Origin of the sequence: Citrobacter sp. 506, from assembly GCF_050434985.1 — a bacterium.
Taxonomy (GTDB): domain Bacteria; phylum Pseudomonadota; class Gammaproteobacteria; order Enterobacterales; family Enterobacteriaceae; genus Citrobacter; species Citrobacter braakii.
This window is the reverse complement of sequence record NZ_JBNDJN010000006.1, coordinates 21043-39632: the sequence shown is the minus strand read 5'-3', so window position 1 is coordinate 39632 and position 18590 is coordinate 21043. Positions and strand designations below refer to the sequence as shown.

The following is an 18590-nucleotide window of genomic DNA, read 5'->3' as shown; positions in this document are numbered from 1 at the left end:
CAATGGACGCCTCATGATTAGCGTATTCGATATTTTCAAAATCGGCATTGGCCCTTCCAGCTCCCACACTGTTGGCCCGATGAAAGCAGGCAAACAATTCACGGATGACCTGATTGCACGCGGAATTCTCACTGACGTAACCCGCGTAGTGGTTGATGTCTATGGCTCTTTGTCTCTGACGGGGAAAGGTCACCATACCGACATCGCGATTATTATGGGCCTGGCGGGTAATCTGCCGGATACCGTAGACATTGATGCCATCCCGGCCTTTATCCAGGATGTGAATACTCATGGACGTTTGCTGCTGGCGGACGGTCAACATGAGGTCGAGTTCCCGGTCGACAAGTGCATGAATTTCCATGCGGACAATCTGTCCCTGCACGAAAACGGGATGCGTATTACCGCACTGGCGGGCGAAAAAGCCATTTACAGCCAGACTTACTATTCCATTGGCGGTGGATTCATCGTTGATGAAGAACATTTTGGTTTACCGAACAACTCTCCGGTAAACGTGCCGTATCCGTATAAATCTGCGGCTGATTTGCAACGTTATTGCCAGGAAACCGGCCTGTCACTTTCCGGTCTGATGATGCAAAACGAACTGGCGCTGCACAGCAAAGAAGAGCTGGAACAACACTTCGCCAACGTCTGGGACGTCATGCGCAGCGGGATTGAGCGCGGCATCACCACCGAAGGTGTATTGCCGGGCAAACTGCGCGTTCCACGTCGCGCGGCGGCGCTGCGTCGTATGCTGGTCAGCAGCGACAAAACCACCACTGATCCGATGGCGGTTGTTGACTGGATCAACATGTTCGCGCTGGCCGTGAACGAAGAAAACGCTGCCGGTGGACGCGTGGTTACGGCGCCAACTAATGGCGCATGCGGGATTGTTCCTGCCGTGCTGGCGTACTACGACAAGTTTATCCGCGAAGTGAACGCTAACTCGCTGGCACGCTACATGCTGGTCGCGAGCGCCATTGGTTCACTGTACAAGATGAACGCCTCTATCTCTGGCGCCGAAGTGGGCTGTCAGGGTGAAGTCGGCGTTGCCTGCTCCATGGCTGCGGCCGGTCTGGCTGAACTGCTGGGCGGTAGCCCAATGCAGGTGTGCATCGCGGCGGAAATCGGTATGGAACATAACCTGGGTCTGACCTGCGATCCGGTTGCCGGCCAGGTACAGGTACCGTGCATTGAGCGTAACGCCATTGCTTCGGTTAAAGCAGTGAACGCCGCACGTATGGCGCTGCGCCGTACCAGCGAACCGCGCGTGTGCCTTGATAAAGTCATCGAGACCATGTACGAAACCGGTAAAGACATGAACGCCAAATACCGTGAAACATCTCGCGGCGGTCTGGCGATGAAGATTGTCACCTGCGATTAAGTCCCACCACGTTTCAGGATCTGTAGGCCGGATGAGGCGCTCGCCGCCATCCGGTCTACGGATAACGCTATTTTGCAACACTCGCCTCCCCTCTCCGTGAATGTTACCCTACAAACTTATTTGTTAGGGAGAACACCGTGGCCGTCCACCTGCTCATTGTCGATGCACTGAACCTTATCCGCCGCATTCACGCCGTACAGGGCTCACCCTGCGTAGAGACGTGCCAGCACGCGCTCGATCAGTTGATTGTGCACAGTCAGCCTACGCACGCCGTGGCGGTATTCGATGATGAAGCGCGCAACAGCGGCTGGCGTCACCAACGGTTGCCTAACTACAAAGCAGGTCGCCCCCCGATGCCTGATGAATTGCACCAGGAAATGCCCGCCTTACGCGCCGCTTTTGAACAGCGCGGCGTCTGCTGTTGGGTCTCCAGCGGGAATGAAGCCGATGATTTAGCCGCAACCCTGGCGGTTAAAGTGAGCCAGGCGGGACATCAGGCTACCATCGTCTCAACCGATAAAGGCTATTGTCAGTTGCTCTCCCCGACGCTGCGTATTCGTGACTACTTCCAGAAGCGCTGGCTGGATGCACCGTTTATTGAGAAAGAGTTTGGCGTGCTGCCGCAGCAGTTGCCTGATTACTGGGGACTGGCCGGGATCAGCAGTTCGAAAGTTCCGGGGGTTGCAGGTATTGGTCCCAAAAGCGCCACGCAGCTGCTCGTACAGTTTCAACATCTGGAAGGCATTTACGCGCATCTTGATGAAGTACCGGACAAGTGGCGCAAGAAACTAGAGATGCACCAGGAGATGGCGTTTCTGTGTCGCGATATCGCACGGCTGCAAACGGACTTACATATCGACGGAAACCTGCAGCAATTACGGTTGGTGCGATAGTTCTGTTGCCGAATGGCGCTGTGCTTATCTGGCCTACACGTCGAACCCCGGTAGGCCGGATAAGGCTTTCACGCCGTCATGCTGAAAAATTACCAGGCGGTGTGGTACAGCTCAACGATATCCCCAAGATTCGCTTCACGGGGATTTCCCCCGGTACAAACATCGTCAAATGCCGCCTGCGCCAGCGCAGGAATATCCTCTTTACGTACGCCAACATCGCGTAAATGCAGCGGGATCCCTACATCGCGGTTAAGGGCGAAGACGGCATCTACTGCCGCTTTACGTGCCTCTGCCAGCGTCATTCCTTCAACCTTAACTCCCATCACCCGGGCGATATCGCGGAATTTTTCCCCGGTGAATTCGGCGTTATAGCGCATCACGTGCGGCAGCAAAATGGCATTTGCTACGCCGTGCGGCGTGTTATAAAACGCGCCTAACGGGTGTGCCATTCCATGCACTAATCCCAGACCAACGTTGGAAAAGCCCATCCCGGCCACGTACTGGCCCAGCGCCATCGCTTCCCCGGCCTGGGTATCGCCCGCAACGGAACCACGTAATGCCCCGGCTATCATTTCAATGGCTTTAATGTGCAGCGCATCGGTAAGCGCCCACGCCGCCCGCGTAATGTACCCCTCAATAGCATGGGTCAGGGCATCCACTCCGGTGGCGGCTTTTAGCGCCGCTGGCATGCCGTCCATCATGTCTGCATCGATGAACGCTACCTGTGGGATGTCATGGGGGTCGACACAAACAAACTTACGCCGATTTTCTTCGTCAGTGATCACGTAGTTAATGGTCACTTCCGCTGCCGTTCCCGCGGTGGTGGGGATAGCCATAACCGGCACGCTCGGGTTGCGCGTTGGCGATAACCCTTCAAGGCTGCGTACATCCGCAAACTCAGGGTTATTATTGATAATGCCAATCGCTTTACAGGTATCCTGAGGGGAGCCTCCGCCGATGGCGATCAGATAGTCTGCGCCGCTTTGCTTAAAGACACCCAACCCTTCCTGCACCACCGCAATGGTTGGGTTAGGAATAACGCCTGAATAGATTTCCCATGCCAGACCAGCAGCATCCATTCGGGAAGTCACCTTATCGACAACGCCGCACTGCACCAGATTTTTATCAGTCACAATCAACGCCTTGCGATAACCACGACGGATGACTTCATCGGTTAATGCACCAACAGCTCCCCGGCCAAACCATGCCGTTTCGTTCAGAATCATTCTGTTCGCCATCGTATTTCTCCTTTTCGCTATGCGAAATTACTCTTCAATGCGTAATCCGTAAGATTTGAATTTCTCCAGCACAATGGCGATCTCCTCGTCATCCAGCACCGGCACGGGGTCAACAATCGCCAGCGTGCTCAGATAAAGGCGGGCCAGAACTTCCACTTCATGCGCCAACCACAGTGCTTTTTCCAAATTCGCTTCACAAGCAATCAACCCATGGTGCTGTAAAAGCGTTGCCTTACGGTTTTTCAGGGCGACGCTCACATGCTCTGACAGCTCTCGTGTACCAAACGTCGCATAAGGCGCACACGGAATAGAGTTCCCCCCTGCCGCCGCAATCATGTAGTGAATTGCCGGGATAGGGCGATTAAGAATAGAAACGGCCGTGCAATGTACGGCATGGTTATGGACAACCGCATTGGCATCCGGACGCGTCTGGTATGCCGCCAGGTGAAAACGCCATTCACTGGAGGGTAATTGTCGTTTATCATATTTCCCGTCGTTATCTACATACACGATCATATTTTCAGTAAGTCTTTCGTAAGGAATACCGCTGGGCGTGATCAGCATCCCATTTTCATAACGCGCACTCACATTTCCCGCCGTCCCCTGATTCAATCCAAGGCTGGTCATTTCAAGGCAGGTTTCAATGATTTCTCGCGACAAACGCATTCTTTCCATAATGATTCTCCGGGTACAGTTTCCCCTCGTCTTTATTGCGAAAAATGCAGCCGCAGAGTAAGACGGGTCAGGTTTCAGATACAGGCAGCCACTGAACGTATATATTCAGGTTCAGTAGGCCGATTTATTTATAGCGGCGTATTAAGGTTGTCTTACGCGCTTAATAAGTTTCATCTCAACTTTTACAGTTTCTTTAATTGGCTGGTCATCAATAGCACTCATCATCATATCGAACGCTTTTTCCGCCCAAACATTTTCATCCTGCTGCATTGACCAGACATTATTGGCGAGGAATCCCAGCATTGGGTGTTCATCGAATGTCCCAATGTTAATTTCAGGTGGAATTGTGCCAAAACGATTACGAATAGCATTAATGGCCCCCTCCAGTACGGGTAATGATGAGGCGATAAATGCCTGTGGACAGCCCTGTTCGCCGATCAACTCATCCATCAGTCGATAACCCCCCTCGGGCGTGTTGTCCGGCCCTTCGCGCACCCAATCGCTATGCAAAATACCATTATTGTTCAATGCATTAAGATAACCTTGCAAACGGTCGCCGATGCTGGGTAATCCGGTATCTCCCACCAAAAACCAGATCGGCGACTTTCCAGCGTCAAACAAACTTTGCGTCAATTTTTCGCCGCCCAAAATGTTATGGCTTTCTACCAGAGCGTTATCGGTATACTTAAAATCACGGTCAAGTAACACCATCGGTTTTCTGACCTGACGTAAATGGTGCTGCTGATTCTCTAATGTTGAGGGAACAATAAAAAGGCCATCGACATTGCGAGCTATTAACGCTTTGGTCAGTTTATTTTCGTAATCAACATCGTCATAGGTACAGCTAATCGTTAGCTGATAACCGGAACGACGACAGCGTTGCTCAAGTTTTTCTGCGAGTGTGGCAAAAAACACGTTGGAAATATTGGGCACAATCAATCCCAACGTATCCGTTTTATTCAATTTCAGGCTACGTGCTGAATGGTTAATGACGTAACCATAGCGCTCGACATATTCATTAATACGCGTTTGGGTTTTGACACTGATTCGATATTGCTCTGCTTTCCCGTTCAGCACCAGTCGTACGGTCGTAACCGATAAATTCAGATCGCTGGCTATCTGTTCTACTGTTTTAGCCATTTATATGCCCCAGTTCACATCCAAAAACGTCAATCTACAATCATAAAAGTATTTTAAACTTTTGTCTTACTGCATAAGTTGGTTAATCGCCTGCTGCTGATCCCACATCATCAGATAAGCCTGATATTTGCGGTCATAGAAGTTGCGCCGTGCCGGGTTAGCCTTAATCACCTCGCCTGATCGAACCATCGCCTGGCATGCAGATGGAATATTTTCCCACGCGCCGCAGGCAACCGCGCCGGTGATGGCCGCCCCTAACGTCACCGCATCCTCTTCCTGCATCAGATGAATATCGCATCCGGTGGCATCGGCATATTCTCGCAACCACAGTGGATTATGCGTTGCGCCGCCGCACAGCGTCAGTCGGGAAATGGTGTGACCGTTTTCGCGCATCACTTCCATAATATGCCGCGTACCGCAGGCGATCGCCTGTAATGTCGCCAGGTACAGACGAGCAACCTGCATCTCGCCTCGCTCAAGAGTCAAACCGCAAACACTCCCCCGGGCATCGGGTCGCGCGCGCGGTGAACGATTACCGTGATGATCGGCCAGCACATGCAAATAACGACCTGGCTCTGACTCCTGCGCCTCAAGTGCGGCAACCCATTCATTAACTAAAACGATGGGATGGCAACCCCGCGCCTCAGCCTTGTGAAATAGCGCCGCGCTGGCTCCTGACTCCTGAAGCGTCCAGTCGACTAACGCCCCAGCGGCACTTTGCCCCCCTTCTGTCAGCCAGTAGCCTGGCAGCATGGCTGACCAGTACGGCCCCCATACACCTGGTGTATGAATTTCCTGCTCGCTGCACAGCATATGGCAATTTGACGTTCCGCTGATCAACGCCAACGTCCCCTCAGGCTCAACACCGGCAAGCGCTACTCCGCCCGCATGGGCATCAATCATTCCGCTGGCGACGACCACTGCAGTCGTCAGCCCCAGTGCCTGGGCCGCATCGGTGCTAAGCGTTCCAACGGCAGCGCCTGGCGGCAGGATCCGCGACGGGATTTTTCCCAACAAATCCGTTAGCTCAACAGCGTCAAGCAAAGAGTGGCTAAAGCGTTGTTCATGTGCCAGATAGTTCCATTTACACGTCAGCGTGCACAGACCAGCAACATCACAGGCGGTAGCTTTAGAGACCAGAAAGTCCGCCAGATCGTAGAAGCGATACGCACTCTGCCAGGTGGCTGGAAAATGGTTTTTCAGCCACAGTACTTTAGGAAGCTCCATTTCGACGCTGACTTCACCGCCAACGTAGCGCAGAGCCGGATCCTGCGTGGCGTTTATACGTTGCGTCTCCTGCGCCGCACGATGATCCATCCACATGATGATGTTATGGTCTGATGGTTCGCCTGGTGAAACCGCCAGGCCCCGCCCCTGTTCATCCAGTGCCACCAATGAACAGGTGGCATCAAATCCCAATGCGCGGATTTCCTCAATGCGAACCCCGGATGACGACACCGCCTCCTTCACTGCATGGCAAACCTGCTGCCAGATTTCTGCAGATGACTGCTCAACCCGCTCAGGACCGGGTCGAAACTGCGAGATGGCGTGTGTCGCAAAAGCCAGCCGTTTGCCACTGGCATCAAAGACACCAGCCCTGACGCTGGCGGAACCGACATCCACACCGAGGAAATATCCACTGCCCATAGTAACTCCCTGACGCTGGCGAATGATGGGGCGAGCACTTCGCCCCAACGGGGTTATTTTTTACCAAATGGGTGTAACAGCTTGTCAATTTCCGGGGTGTCAATGTTCTTCGCATTAACGAATTTAACCGGAATATCAATTTCTTTCGGTACAGACTGACCCGATACCGCTGCATTTAGTGTCTTGATACCCTGGTAGCCAATCTGATAAGCGTCCTGCACGACAAAGCCCTGAATGACCCCAGACTTCAGGAAAGCAATGATTGCCTCGGTGCTATCAAAACCAATCACTTTCACTTTGCCTTTCAGATTTTGACTATCAATGGCGTTTGCTACGCCCAGCGTTGAGCCTTCATTGGTGCCATAAATCCCTGCAATATCAGGGTTGGCCTGGATCATATCGATGGTTTTATCCATCGCTTTTTGCGGATCGCCATCGCTGTACTGGACCGGTAGCACCTGGATTTCCGGGTATTTCTCCTTCATGCGGGCAATAAACCCTTCCGAACGCTCAATCGCTGAGGAGGTCCCCGCTACGTGCGCAATAATGCCCACTTTACCTTTGCTGCCCACTTCCGCAGCCAGTGCATCCGCCGCTTCAGCACCGGCTTTACGGTTATTCGTGGCGACAAAGCTCACTGGAATATCGGAATTCACGCCGGAGTCAAACGTCACAACTTTAATGCCGCGTGAATTTGCGGTCTCAACTAATGGCGCCAGCGCATTGGCATCTAACGCTGCCAGCAATAGCCCATTGGGTTTTTGCGCCATCGCGTTTTCAACTAGCTGAATCTGCTCGGCAATCTGAGTTTCATCCGCCGGGCCGACATAGCTGGTTTTATCACCCGACTCTTTTGCTGCCGCTTCCGTCCCCATTTTTACGGTTTGCCAGAATTCATGCTGGAAACCTTTACTGACCACCGGAAGGTTCATATCTTTAGCCAATACGCTGGATGTCATACAGGCCAGCAGGGATAACGCATAGACAAAATTCCTGGTTCTCATTGTTTTACTCCGTTCTGAGTGAGTCACCCTAAACGTCAGGGTTATGATGCCCCGTGACTTCCGGGAGCGTAAATCAACGAATTTTTTTGCGTAATGTATCGAGATAAACCGCAGCAATGACCACCACGCCCATGGCCACCATTTGCCAGAACTGGGAAACCCCCATCAGGTTCAGACCATTTTTCAACACGCTCATAATGAATGCGCCGATGATAGTCCCGCCGATGGTGCCAATTCCCCCCATCAGGCTCGTCCCACCAATAACAACCGCTGCGATGGCTTCCAGTTCATAACCCACGCCAACCGTTGGCTGACCAGAGTTCAGACGTGAGGCCAGAATAACGCCGGCGATCCCGGTCAGCAGACCGCAAAAGGCGTAGACGAAAATTTTGACGCGTTGAACTTTAATACCGGAAAGATGTGCGGCCACCTCATTGCTACCCACAGCGTAAACATAGCGACCAATCACCGTTTTCTTCAGGATGTAGGCGGCGATTAGCGCCACCACCACCAGGTAAAAAACGGGATAAGGCAACACATCGAACAAACGTCCCTGGGCCAGCATTTTGAAGGTGGGGTAATCAGCGAAATAAATCGCACGACCATCTGTCATCACCATATTGATGCCTCTGACGGACATCATCAGGCCCAGCGTGGCGATAAAAGGCGGGATAGTCATTTTGGTGACCAGCAGACCATTGATATAGCCGCATAATCCACCGGCCAGCACCCCGGCCAGAATACATACGGGCAGAGGCAATCCCAGCGTGGCGCTGATGCCCACCGCAACACCCGAAAAGGCCACCACCGAGCCAAGAGAAAGGTCGATTCCTGACGTGATAATGACGAAGGTAACGCCAATCGCCATAATGCCAATCACTGAAGTTTGCAGAGCGATTGTCATGATGTTTTCAGTGTTAAAGAAAAATGGCGAACCAAAGCTAAAAAATATTACTAAAATAATCAGACTCAAAAGCGGCGCAAGGCGCATTAAAAGTTCTTTGTTAATTTTTATTTTCTTATTATTGCTGTCTGAAGAGGTTACAGAGATAGTCATAAATTAGTCCTCTAACGTCGCATATTGCATGATTTTTTCTTGTGTGGCGTCATCAGAAGCTAACTCCCCGGTAATACGTCCATTACGCATCACTAAAATGCGATCGCACATACCCAGCACTTCCGGTAATTCAGAGGAGATCATGATAATTGACTTCCCTTTTGCCACCAGTCGATTCATTAATTCATAAATCTCAAGTTTGGCACCCACATCAATACCGCGAGTGGGTTCATCAAAGATGAGAATATCGGTGTCTTTACACACCCATCTGGCAATAATAATTTTCTGCTGATTACCACCACTTAAATTCAGAGCAGCCTGTTCTAAATGTGGTGTTTTAATACGTAGGGCTTTCACCTGTTCTTCGCTGGTTTTCTGACAACGTTTGCTGTCCACGTTGCCATAACGATCGGAATACTCAGGATAATTGCCCAACATAATATTGCGCTCAACGGACAGTCCTAATGCCAGCCCCTCTTTTTTCCTGTCCTCGGTTAAATAGCTGATACCCTGTTTGATAGCATCAGGAATATCTTTAATTACCGTCACGTTACCGTTCAGCTTGAGGGTTCCGCCATCAATGGGATCCGCACCAAAAATCGCCCGCGCCAGCTCAGTACGTCCTGCCCCCATCAGACCGGCGAAGCCCAAAATTTCGCCCTGATACAGAGTGAAATCAATATTGTTCAATACGCCATTGCGCGTCAGACCGCTTACTTCCAACACCGGCTTGCGTTGAGCCAAAGGTTCGCGGCGAGGATAGATATTGCCAAGATCGCGCCCAACCATCATGGCAATCAGATCGCTAATTTTAACCGCATCATAATCCACAGTGGCAATAAACTGACCATCCCGCATCACCGTCGCGCGATCGGCGATCAGCGCCAGTTCCTCTAATCTGTGCGAGATATAAACAATGCCCGTTCCCTGTTCTTTCAGCAAACGAGTTACCTGAAATAAGCTGTCAATTTCCGTTTCAGTCAGTGCTGCCGTCGGTTCATCCATAATAAGAATCTTGGCATTCACCGATATCGCTTTAGCAATCTCAACCATTTGTTGTTGCGCGACGGTCAGATCGGCCACCAGCGTTTCTGGAGAGATATTCAGGTTTAATTTTTGCAAAATATCGATAGCTGCCTGTCGCTGTTGTTTTTCATCCAGACGCCAGCGATTATTTTTGCAAAACTCCCTGCCAATAAATATATTTTCTTCCACCGTGAGTTCAGGGAAAAGGTTAAACTCCTGGTGAATGATGGTGATACCTGCGCTTTGTGCACTTAACGGGTTCGCAAAAGTAACAGGTTGTCCCTCAAAAATAATATCCCCTTCATCAGGCTGATAAACACCGGATAAAATCTTCATCAACGTAGACTTTCCTGCGCCATTCTCACCCAGCAGCGCATGAACTTCTCCTTTGCGTAAAGCAAAATCCACATTACTCAACGCTAATACGCCGGGAAAACGTTTCGTAATATGACTCATCTGTAAAAATGTTTCAGACATTGCTGCTTTCCTCAATATACAGAAACTGCAATCAGTGAATCAGGCGCAAAACGTTGCCAGGGAGCCATCGTCACCGTTAATGCGAATACTACCTATAAGTTCATATGCGTTTTATCAATTATGCTAACTCGAGTTAGCGAAGTGCCTTTTAAAGCTATTTTAGCTACTCAAAATAGCCAAATCATTTGGTTTAAAACTGTGACGCTGAACAGACAATTTATTACAACCGATTAATTTAAAAAGGATTTATTGAAAATACCCGTCCAGGTTTATTTGACGCAGATCGAATTTTAACCACTTCTCGTGAAGCCTCTCACAGTTCCACAACAAAAAAGTTGTGCAAAAAACTCTCTAATACCTAAGCTAACTCGAGTTAGCAAAAATGGGTTATTCAGCCAACTGCGACAGTGGTGTTCAACATCCGCTTTTGCAGCACGGCATAAAGTGAGATGAGGAACCTCGAATGAACAAAAATAGCTTACCGAAAATTGGAATTCGTCCGGTGATTGATGGGCGCCGTATGGGTGTTCGTGAATCGCTCGAAGAGCAAACCATGAATATGGCCAAAGTCACTGCTGCGCTGATCACAGAGAAACTTCGTCACGCCTGTGGCGCACAAATTGAATGTGTGATTGCCGACACTTGCATTGCCGGGATGGCTGAATCTGCCGCCTGTGAAGAAAAATTCAGCAGCCTGAACGTAGGCGTGACGATTACTGTTACCCCATGCTGGTGCTACGGTAGCGAAACCATCGACATGGATCCGATGCGCCCGAAAGCTATCTGGGGCTTTAACGGAACAGAACGTCCCGGCGCAGTTTATCTGGCCGCAGCATTGGCTGCGCATAATCAAAAAGGACTTCCCGCCTTCTCTATTTACGGCCATGACGTACAGGATGCCGGTGACACCACGATTCCTGCCGATGTTGAAGAAAAATTGCTGCGCTTTGCCCGCGCGGGCCTGGCGGTTGCCAGTATGAAAGGCAAAAGCTACCTGTCCGTAGGCGGTGTTTCAATGGGCATTGCCGGCTCGATTGTCGATCATAACTTCTTTGAATCCTGGCTGGGAATGAAGGTTCAACCCGTTGATATGACCGAACTGCGTCGTCGCATCGACCAAAAAATCTATGACGAAGCTGAGCTGGAAATGGCGCTGGCGTGGGCGGATAAAAACTTCCGCTACGGTGAAGATCAGAACGCACAGCAATATAAACGTAACGCAGAGCAGAGCCGTGCGGTGCTGAAAGAGAGCCTGCTGATGGCCATGTGCATTCGCGACATGATGCAGGGTAACCAGAAACTGGCAGACAAAGGTCGGGTTGAAGAGTCGCTGGGGTACAACGCGATTGCCGCAGGCTTCCAGGGCCAGCGTCACTGGACCGATCAATACCCGAATGGCGATACCGCCGAAGCACTGCTCAACAGCTCCTTTGACTGGAACGGCATTCGCGAACCGTTCGTTGTCGCCACCGAAAACGACAGCCTGAACGGCGTGGCGATGCTGTTTGGTCATCAACTCACCGGCACAGCGCAGGTCTTTGCCGATGTGCGTACCTACTGGTCGCCAGAGGCGGTTGAACGTGTCACGGGTAAACCGCTGACCGGCCTTGCTGAGCACGGTATTATTCACCTGATTAACTCCGGCTCGGCAGCGCTGGATGGCTCCTGCAAACAGCGCGACGGCGAAGGGAAGCCGACCATGAAGCCGCACTGGGAAATCTCACAGAAAGAGGCGGATGATTGCCTGGCGGCTACCGAATGGTGTCCGGCTATTCACGAATACTTCCGCGGCGGCGGCTATTCTTCTCGCTTCCTGACCGAGGGCGGCGTGCCGTTCACCATGACCCGCATCAACATCATCAAAGGCCTGGGCCCGGTGCTGCAAATCGCGGAAGGCTGGAGCGTGGAATTGCCGAAAGAGATGCACGACCAGCTTGATGCGCGCACCAACTCCACCTGGCCAACCACCTGGTTTGCCCCGCGCTTAACCGGTCAAGGCCCGTTCAGCGATGTCTATTCCGTCATGGCTAACTGGGGCGCAAACCACGGCGTACTGACGATAGGTCACGTGGGCGCGGACTTTATTACGCTCGCCGCCATGCTGCGTATCCCGGTTTGTATGCACAACGTGGAAGACGAAAAAATTTACCGCCCTTCAGCCTGGGCAGCCCATGGTATGGATATGGAAGGCCAGGATTATCGCGCCTGCCAGAACTACGGCCCGCTGTATAAGCGTTAATGCGACTCTGGCCCGGTGGCGCAAGCTTACCGGGCCTGCGCGGTGAATTTTGTAGGCCGGGTAAGCGCTGCGCCATCCGGCTACGTTTGGGGAGCGATTATGAAACAAGACGTTATCCTGGTTCTCGACTGTGGCGCGACCAACGTGCGGGCTATCGCCGTTGACCGACAGGGAAAGATTGTCGCCCGCGCAGCAACCCCGAACGCCAGTGACATCGCAACAGAAAACAGTACCTGGCATCAATGGTCGCTGGAGTCCATTCTGCAACGCTTCGCCGATTGCTGTCAGCGCCTCTGCACGCAACTAGCCGCCTGCCATGTCCGCGGGATCGCCGTCACCACTTTTGGCGTAGACGGCGCGCTGGTTGATAAGAACGGCAAGCAGCTGTATCCGGTGATTAGCTGGAAATGCCCACGCACCGCAGCGGTGATGGAGAATATTCACCGCTACATATCACCGCAGCAATTGCAGGAAATTTCCGGCGTCGGCGCATTTAGCTTCAACACGCTGTATAAACTGGTGTGGCTGAAAGAAAACCATCCGCAATTTCTGGAGCAGGCGCACGCCTGGTTGTTTATCTCGTCGCTTATCAACCACCGTTTAACCGGCGAGTTCACTACAGATATCACCATGGCGGGCACCAGCCAGTTGCTGGACATCCGGCAGCGCGATTTTAGTCATGACATTTTACAGGCTACGGGTATACCGCGCCGTCTGTTCCCGCGCCTGGTTGAAGCAGGCGAACAGATTGGGGCTTTGCAACCAGAGGCTGCCAGCCTGCTCGGGCTTACGGCGGGAATTCCGGTCATCTCTGCCGGACACGACACGCAGTTTGCGCTATTTGGCGCTGGAGCCCAGCCAGATGAACCGGTGCTCTCTTCCGGCACATGGGAAATTCTGATGGTGCGCAGTGCGCAGGTGGATACCTCCCAGCTCAGCCAATATGCGGGTTCCACTTGTGAGCTGGATAGCCAGGCTGGACTGAATAACCCCGGCATGCAGTGGCTGGCTTCCGGTGTACTCGAGTGGGTGCGTAAGCTGCTGTGGACTGCCGACACCCCCTGGCAGACGCTGATTGACGAAGCCAGGGCCATCCCGGCAGGCGCCGAAGGCGTGAAGATGCACTGCGACCTGCTGGCCTGTCAGAATGCGGGCTGGCAAGGGGTTACGCTCAATACCACCCGTGGGCACTTTTATCGCGCCGCGCTGGAAGGACTGACAGAACAGCTGCAGCGAAACCTCCATACGCTGGAAAAAATCGGTCATTTCCAGGCCACAGAACTGCTATTGGTTGGTGGGGGAAGCCGCAACGCGTTGTGGAATCAGATCAAAGCGAATGTTCTCGGGATACCTGTCAAAGTGCTGGATGACGCCGAAACCACCGTGGCAGGTGCCGCAATGTTTGCGTGGTCGGGCATTGGGGAATTTGCCTCACCGGAACAGGCACGCGGGCAGGTACGCTACCAGTACCGTTACTTTTATCCGCAAACCGAATCCGAACTAACAGGAGTTGAGTAATATGCTCAAAACAATATCTCCCTTAATTTCGCCCGACCTGCTGAAGGTACTGGCTGAAATGGGGCACGGCGATGAGATTATATTGTCCGATGCCCACTTCCCGGCCCACAGCATGGGACCGCAGGTTATCCGCACCGACGGTCTGCTGGTCAGCGACCTGCTACAGGCGATTATTCCGCTCTTTGAACTGGACAGCTATGCCCCACCGCTGGTGATGATGGCGGCTGTTGAAGGCGATGCCCTCGATCCTGACGTCGAGGCCCGCTATCGTCAGGCGCTTTCACTGCAAACCCCCTGCCCGGACATCACGCGTATTGACCGCTATGCCTTCTATGAACGCGCGCAACAGGCGTTTGCGATCGTTATCACTGGAGAGCGGGCAAAGTACGGGAATATTCTATTAAAAAAAGGAGTAACCCCGTAATCTCTGGTCTGAATGCCCGTCAGCTACGGGCATTCATCATAAGATGAGGATCAGAACATGAAAGCGACGCGCCAGCAGGCGATCGTAGATCTGCTTACCAACCACAAAAATCTGACAACCGAAACCCTTGCTTTGCAACTTAAGGTCAGCAAAGAGACCATACGCCGCGATCTCAGCGAGCTACAAGCCCAGGGAAAAGTGCTGCGCAATCACGGGCGGGCCAAAGTGATTCATCGGGAAAATCAGGACAGCGGCGACCCGTTTCATATGCGACTCAAAAGCCACTATGCCCACAAAGCGAATATTGCCCGCGAAGCGCTGGCATGGATCGAAGAAGGTATGGTGATAGCCCTGGACGCCAGCTCAACGTGCTGGTACCTGGCGCGACAGTTACCGGACATCAACATTCACGTCTTTACCAACAGCCAGCCCATTTGCCAGGAATTGGCTAAACGCGAACACCTTCAGCTCATCAGCTCCGGCGGTCGCCTTGAGCGTAAATACGGTTGCTATGTTAACCCCTCGCTCATCTCGCAGCTCAAACCACTCGAGATCGATCTGTTTATTTTTTCCTGCGTAGGGATCGACAGCGACGGCGCACTCTGGGACTCTAACGCGACCAATGCCGACTTCAAGTCCATTCTGCTTAAGCGCGCAGCGCAGTCATTATTGCTGATCGATAAAAGTAAATTTAATCGTTCGGGGGAGGCCCGGATTGGGCATCTGGATGATGTGACGCATATTATTTCAGATACGCCGCTGATTGAAACAATGCAGGCCGGATGAGGCATTTACGCCTTCATCCGGCCTGCAATTTTACCTTATCGCTCGTCGCGACGACCACCAACAGCAGCCCACAGGCGACGGACGTGCACGGTGACTTCTTCACGGTCATGATACAGCTGACGCGCCTGAATCTGGGCATTTACGCCATGCTCGTCAAGCTGTGCCTGAATATAAGCCAGGTTTTGCGACACCTCTTCGTAGCGTTTTTTCATCGGCAGCTTGAGGTTGAAGATAGTCTCACGACACCAGCCGTTGACCAGCCACTGCGCCATCAGGGCGGCAACCTTCGCGGGCTTTTCCACCATGTCGCAAACCATCCACGAAATGTTATTGCGATTTGGCCGGTACTTAAATCCGTCTTCGCGCAGCCAGGTAACTTGTCCGGTATCCATCAGGCTTTGCGCCATCGGACCATTATCCACGGAGTAAACCCACATGTTGCGTTTAACCAGTTGATAGGTCCAACCGCCCGGGCATGCCCCTAAATCCACCGCATACATTCCGTTAGCCAGACGTTCATCCCACTCATCGGCAGGAATAAACACGTGCAGCGCTTCTTCCAGCTTCAGTGTTGAACGGCTCGGCGCATCGGCCGGGAACTTCAGACGCGGAATGCCCATGTAGAACGGGGAGTTATTGTCAGGCCAGGAATAGCCGGTATAGCAACAGCCTGGTGCGATAAAGAACACATGAACCACCGGACGTTTTGGCGTTTCATATTTTGCCAGCACGCCCGCTTCCCGCAGCGCCGCGCGCAGTGGTACGGTAAATTTACGGCAAAATTTAACCAACTCTTTGCTTTCATTGGTATCAGCAACTTCAACGCGCAGATCGCCGCCTTTCTCTACCACGCCCTGCAACATGCCGACAATCGGCGTAATGCGGTCTTCCGGCGGTAAATATTGCAGCAGTTCGCCCACCACAAACATTTGACGGGCAAAAATCAGCGAGCTAAACGGCAACTCTTTCACTAACTTTTCGGCATCGTCCTGCTGATAGCATTCGAAGATGACGTAACCCGCATTGTCTTTCACGCGGGCAAAACCGAAGATTTCCCGGCGTCCTGCTTTATCCGTAATTTCTGCGGCGCACTCTTTTTCAAAACCTGGGCGACACAACAATACAACCTTATTCATGGCTAACGCCCTTACGTTTCAATCGAATAGCGCCCACTAACATCAGCGCCCAGCCCACAAGGAAGCTGAAACCGCCGACGGGGGTAACAAACGCCCACAGGCGTAAATGCGAGAGCGCGAGGCAATACAGGCTGCCGCTAAACAGCACCGTTCCTAATGCCAAAAACACGCTACTCCAGTAAAACCAAATGCTAATACGCCGCTGCATGGCGACGGCCAGGCCAAATATAGCCAGCGTATGGAACGCCTGATACTCGAGGCCAGTCTGGATCCACCCCATCTCAACGACACCGAGGGTTTTACTCAGAACATGTGCCCCAAAGGCGCCCAACGCCACAAAGATAAAGCCACTTACGGCAGCAAAAATCAGCATAAAACGGCTGGTCATGTGAATACCCTACGTAAATTATTGTTCATAACGAAAGCGGAATTTTTCTTGTTCCGTGGCCGCTTTCGCCAGAATCCACTGACGGAAGGCGGCTATTTTACCCAGTTCTGCCTGACTGTCATGACAAACCAGATAAAATGCGTTTTTGCTGACCAGAACATCATTAAACGGACAGACCAGACGTCCGGCTTCTATTTCGGATTGCGCCATGACGTTATTAGCCAACGCAATTCCCTGTCCATGAATAGCAGCCTGGAGCACCATGGCGCTATGGCTGAAGATGGGTCCCTGCTGTACGTTGATATGATTCAGGCCAAGCTGGCGCGTATAGGCTTGCCAGTCACGGCGCGACGCATCGTGCAATAATGTGTGTTTCGCCAGATCTTCGGGCGTCTTTAGCGGTTTATCACCGGTGAGTAATAGCGGCGAGCAGACCGGCAATAAATATTCTGCGTACAATTTTTCAACGCGCAGACCCGGCCAGTTGCCACGTCCGTAGAAAATCGCCACATCAACATCGTCAGCCAGTTTGTCTTCCTGACGGTCCACCGCCTGGATCCTGACATCGATTCCCGGATAAGCTGAGTTAAAGCTAGAGAGTCTGGGAACCATCCATTGGATTGCAAAACTGGGCAATAAACTCACGGTGAGCGCACCTTTTGCACTGCGTGCCTGAAGTTTACGCGTCGCGTCGGTTAATTGCGAAAAAATCTCTTTGATGTCGAGAAAGTAGCTTTGGCCTTCTTCCGTTAACAGCAAAGATCGATTGCGTCGACGAAACAGCTTCAGCCCCAGGAAATCCTCAAGTGACTTGATTTGATGACTTACTGCGGCCTGTGTCACAAAAAGCTCTTCTGCTGCGCGAGTAAAGCTCAAATGACGCGCTGCAGCATCAAAAACACGCAACGCATTTAGGGGTGGTAATCGTTTTGACATGACTTTTAGGCTTTGATGTTAAATGAATTTAACAATTAACCAACAGGTTGTAACCTATTAGTTTTTTTTATCTGAGCCATTATAAATTGTCCGTTGAGGTTCTACCAGCAAATACCTATAGTGGCGGCACTTCCTGAAGCCGGAACGAAAAGTTTTATCGGAATGCGTGTTCTGGTGGGCTTTTGGCTTACGGTTGTGATGTTGTGTTGTTGTGTTTGCAATTGGTCTGCGATTCAGACCATGGTAGCAAAGCTACCCTTTTTCACTTCCTGTACATTTACCCTGTCTGTCCATAGTGATTAATGTAGCACCGCCAAATTGCGGTGCTTTTTTTTGTCCGACTCTTTGTCGATGGACGACCGGTTAGTTATCCAGTTCTACCATCTCTTTCACATCGGTACGGTTAATCTGCTGTTTGTTGCCGTTAGCGTCTTTATACGAAATCATCCCCGTTTCATTGTCGGTCTGTGGCTTACCATCAGATACGATTGATCGACCATCATTGGTGTGCATCACGTAATTCGAACCAGAACAGGCGCTCAGGGCAAAAGTCAGCATACAAGCAGAGATAATTGCGGCAGTCTTTTTCATCTTTTTCTCCTTAAAGCGATTTATGCTATTAAAA

At 51.8% G+C, this 18590-nt stretch carries 17 protein-coding genes; 6 read left to right on the top strand and 11 right to left on the bottom strand.

Annotated features, from left to right (window positions below; translation table 11 throughout):
• The first annotated feature begins 13 nt into the window (after nt 1–13).
• Both ABIE10_RS19945 and xni read left to right on the top strand, forming a co-directional pair.
• Nucleotides 14–1381 (top strand): L-serine ammonia-lyase, encoded by a 1368-nt coding sequence (locus ABIE10_RS19945; RefSeq protein WP_429156824.1) that lies wholly within the window; start codon nt 14–16, stop codon nt 1379–1381.
• Nucleotides 1382–1518: 137 nt separating this feature from the next.
• On the top strand, nt 1519–2274 hold the full coding sequence (xni, locus tag ABIE10_RS19940; RefSeq protein ID WP_429156822.1) for a flap endonuclease Xni: 756 nt from the start codon (nt 1519–1521) through the stop codon (nt 2272–2274).
• Between the two features lie 89 nt (nt 2275–2363).
• Here xni and fucO read toward each other — a convergent pair whose 3' ends face one another.
• The 7 genes from fucO to ABIE10_RS19905 form a co-directional block, all read right to left on the bottom strand.
• On the bottom strand, nt 2364–3512 hold the full coding sequence (gene fucO / locus ABIE10_RS19935) for a lactaldehyde reductase (protein WP_429156821.1): 1149 nt from the start codon (nt 3510–3512) through the stop codon (nt 2364–2366).
• Between the two features lie 27 nt (nt 3513–3539).
• Nucleotides 3540–4187, bottom strand: coding sequence for an L-fuculose-phosphate aldolase (fucA, locus tag ABIE10_RS19930; RefSeq protein WP_200051885.1), 648 nt, complete (start codon nt 4185–4187; stop codon nt 3540–3542).
• Nucleotides 4188–4328: 141 nt separating this feature from the next.
• On the bottom strand, nt 4329–5327 hold the full coding sequence (locus ABIE10_RS19925; RefSeq protein ID WP_016154251.1) for a LacI family DNA-binding transcriptional regulator: 999 nt from the start codon (nt 5325–5327) through the stop codon (nt 4329–4331).
• Between the two features lie 66 nt (nt 5328–5393).
• Nucleotides 5394–6974, bottom strand: a complete 1581-nt coding sequence (locus ABIE10_RS19920) for an FGGY-family carbohydrate kinase (protein ID WP_016157360.1) — start codon at nt 6972–6974, stop codon at nt 5394–5396.
• Nucleotides 6975–7027: 53 nt separating this feature from the next.
• Nucleotides 7028–7978, bottom strand: coding sequence for an ABC transporter substrate-binding protein (locus tag ABIE10_RS19915; protein ID WP_016157361.1), 951 nt, complete (start codon nt 7976–7978; stop codon nt 7028–7030).
• A gap of 73 nt (nt 7979–8051) precedes the next feature.
• A complete protein-coding gene (locus ABIE10_RS19910; protein ID WP_003034055.1) occupies nt 8052–9035 on the bottom strand; it encodes an ABC transporter permease in 984 nt (327 codons plus the stop codon).
• Nucleotides 9036–9038: 3 nt separating this feature from the next.
• Complete coding sequence (locus ABIE10_RS19905; protein WP_046276142.1) at nt 9039–10538, bottom strand: sugar ABC transporter ATP-binding protein; 1500 nt, start codon at nt 10536–10538, stop codon at nt 9039–9041.
• Between the two features lie 463 nt (nt 10539–11001).
• On the opposite strand from ABIE10_RS19905, the gene fucI reads away from it, so the two are divergent.
• The 4 genes from fucI to fucR all read left to right on the top strand — a co-directional run bounded on the left by fucI (nt 11002) and on the right by fucR (nt 15505).
• Complete coding sequence (gene fucI / locus ABIE10_RS19900; protein ID WP_235117392.1) at nt 11002–12777, top strand: L-fucose isomerase; 1776 nt, start codon at nt 11002–11004, stop codon at nt 12775–12777.
• 99 nt (nt 12778–12876) lie between these two features.
• Nucleotides 12877–14295 (top strand): L-fuculokinase, encoded by a 1419-nt coding sequence (gene fucK / locus ABIE10_RS19895; protein ID WP_153690056.1) that lies wholly within the window; start codon nt 12877–12879, stop codon nt 14293–14295.
• Between the two features lies 1 nt (nt 14296).
• Nucleotides 14297–14719, top strand: a complete 423-nt coding sequence (gene fucU, locus ABIE10_RS19890) for an L-fucose mutarotase (RefSeq protein WP_429156817.1) — start codon at nt 14297–14299, stop codon at nt 14717–14719.
• Nucleotides 14720–14776: 57 nt separating this feature from the next.
• The gene (gene fucR, locus ABIE10_RS19885) at nt 14777–15505 is read left to right on the top strand and encodes an L-fucose operon activator (RefSeq protein WP_235117394.1); all 729 of its coding nucleotides are present in this window, start codon (nt 14777–14779) and stop codon (nt 15503–15505) included.
• Between the two features lie 35 nt (nt 15506–15540).
• Here fucR and rlmM read toward each other — a convergent pair whose 3' ends face one another.
• From rlmM to ABIE10_RS19865, 4 genes are all read right to left on the bottom strand, one after another.
• Nucleotides 15541–16641: a 23S rRNA (cytidine(2498)-2'-O)-methyltransferase RlmM gene (gene rlmM, locus ABIE10_RS19880; RefSeq protein ID WP_003034040.1), complete on the bottom strand. Its 1101-nt coding sequence runs from the start codon at nt 16639–16641 to the stop codon at nt 15541–15543.
• Nucleotides 16634–17029: a DUF423 domain-containing protein gene (locus ABIE10_RS19875; protein ID WP_003034037.1), complete on the bottom strand. Its 396-nt coding sequence runs from the start codon at nt 17027–17029 to the stop codon at nt 16634–16636. The genes rlmM and ABIE10_RS19875 overlap by 8 nt, the downstream gene beginning before the upstream one ends.
• A gap of 18 nt (nt 17030–17047) precedes the next feature.
• Nucleotides 17048–17965, bottom strand: coding sequence for a glycine cleavage system transcriptional regulator GcvA (gcvA, locus tag ABIE10_RS19870; RefSeq protein WP_016154260.1), 918 nt, complete (start codon nt 17963–17965; stop codon nt 17048–17050).
• 363 nt (nt 17966–18328) lie between these two features.
• Entirely contained in the window at nt 18329–18556 is a 228-nt protein-coding gene (locus tag ABIE10_RS19865) for a YgdI/YgdR family lipoprotein (protein WP_016154261.1), read from the bottom strand.
• Between the last annotated feature and the right edge of the window lie 34 nt (nt 18557–18590).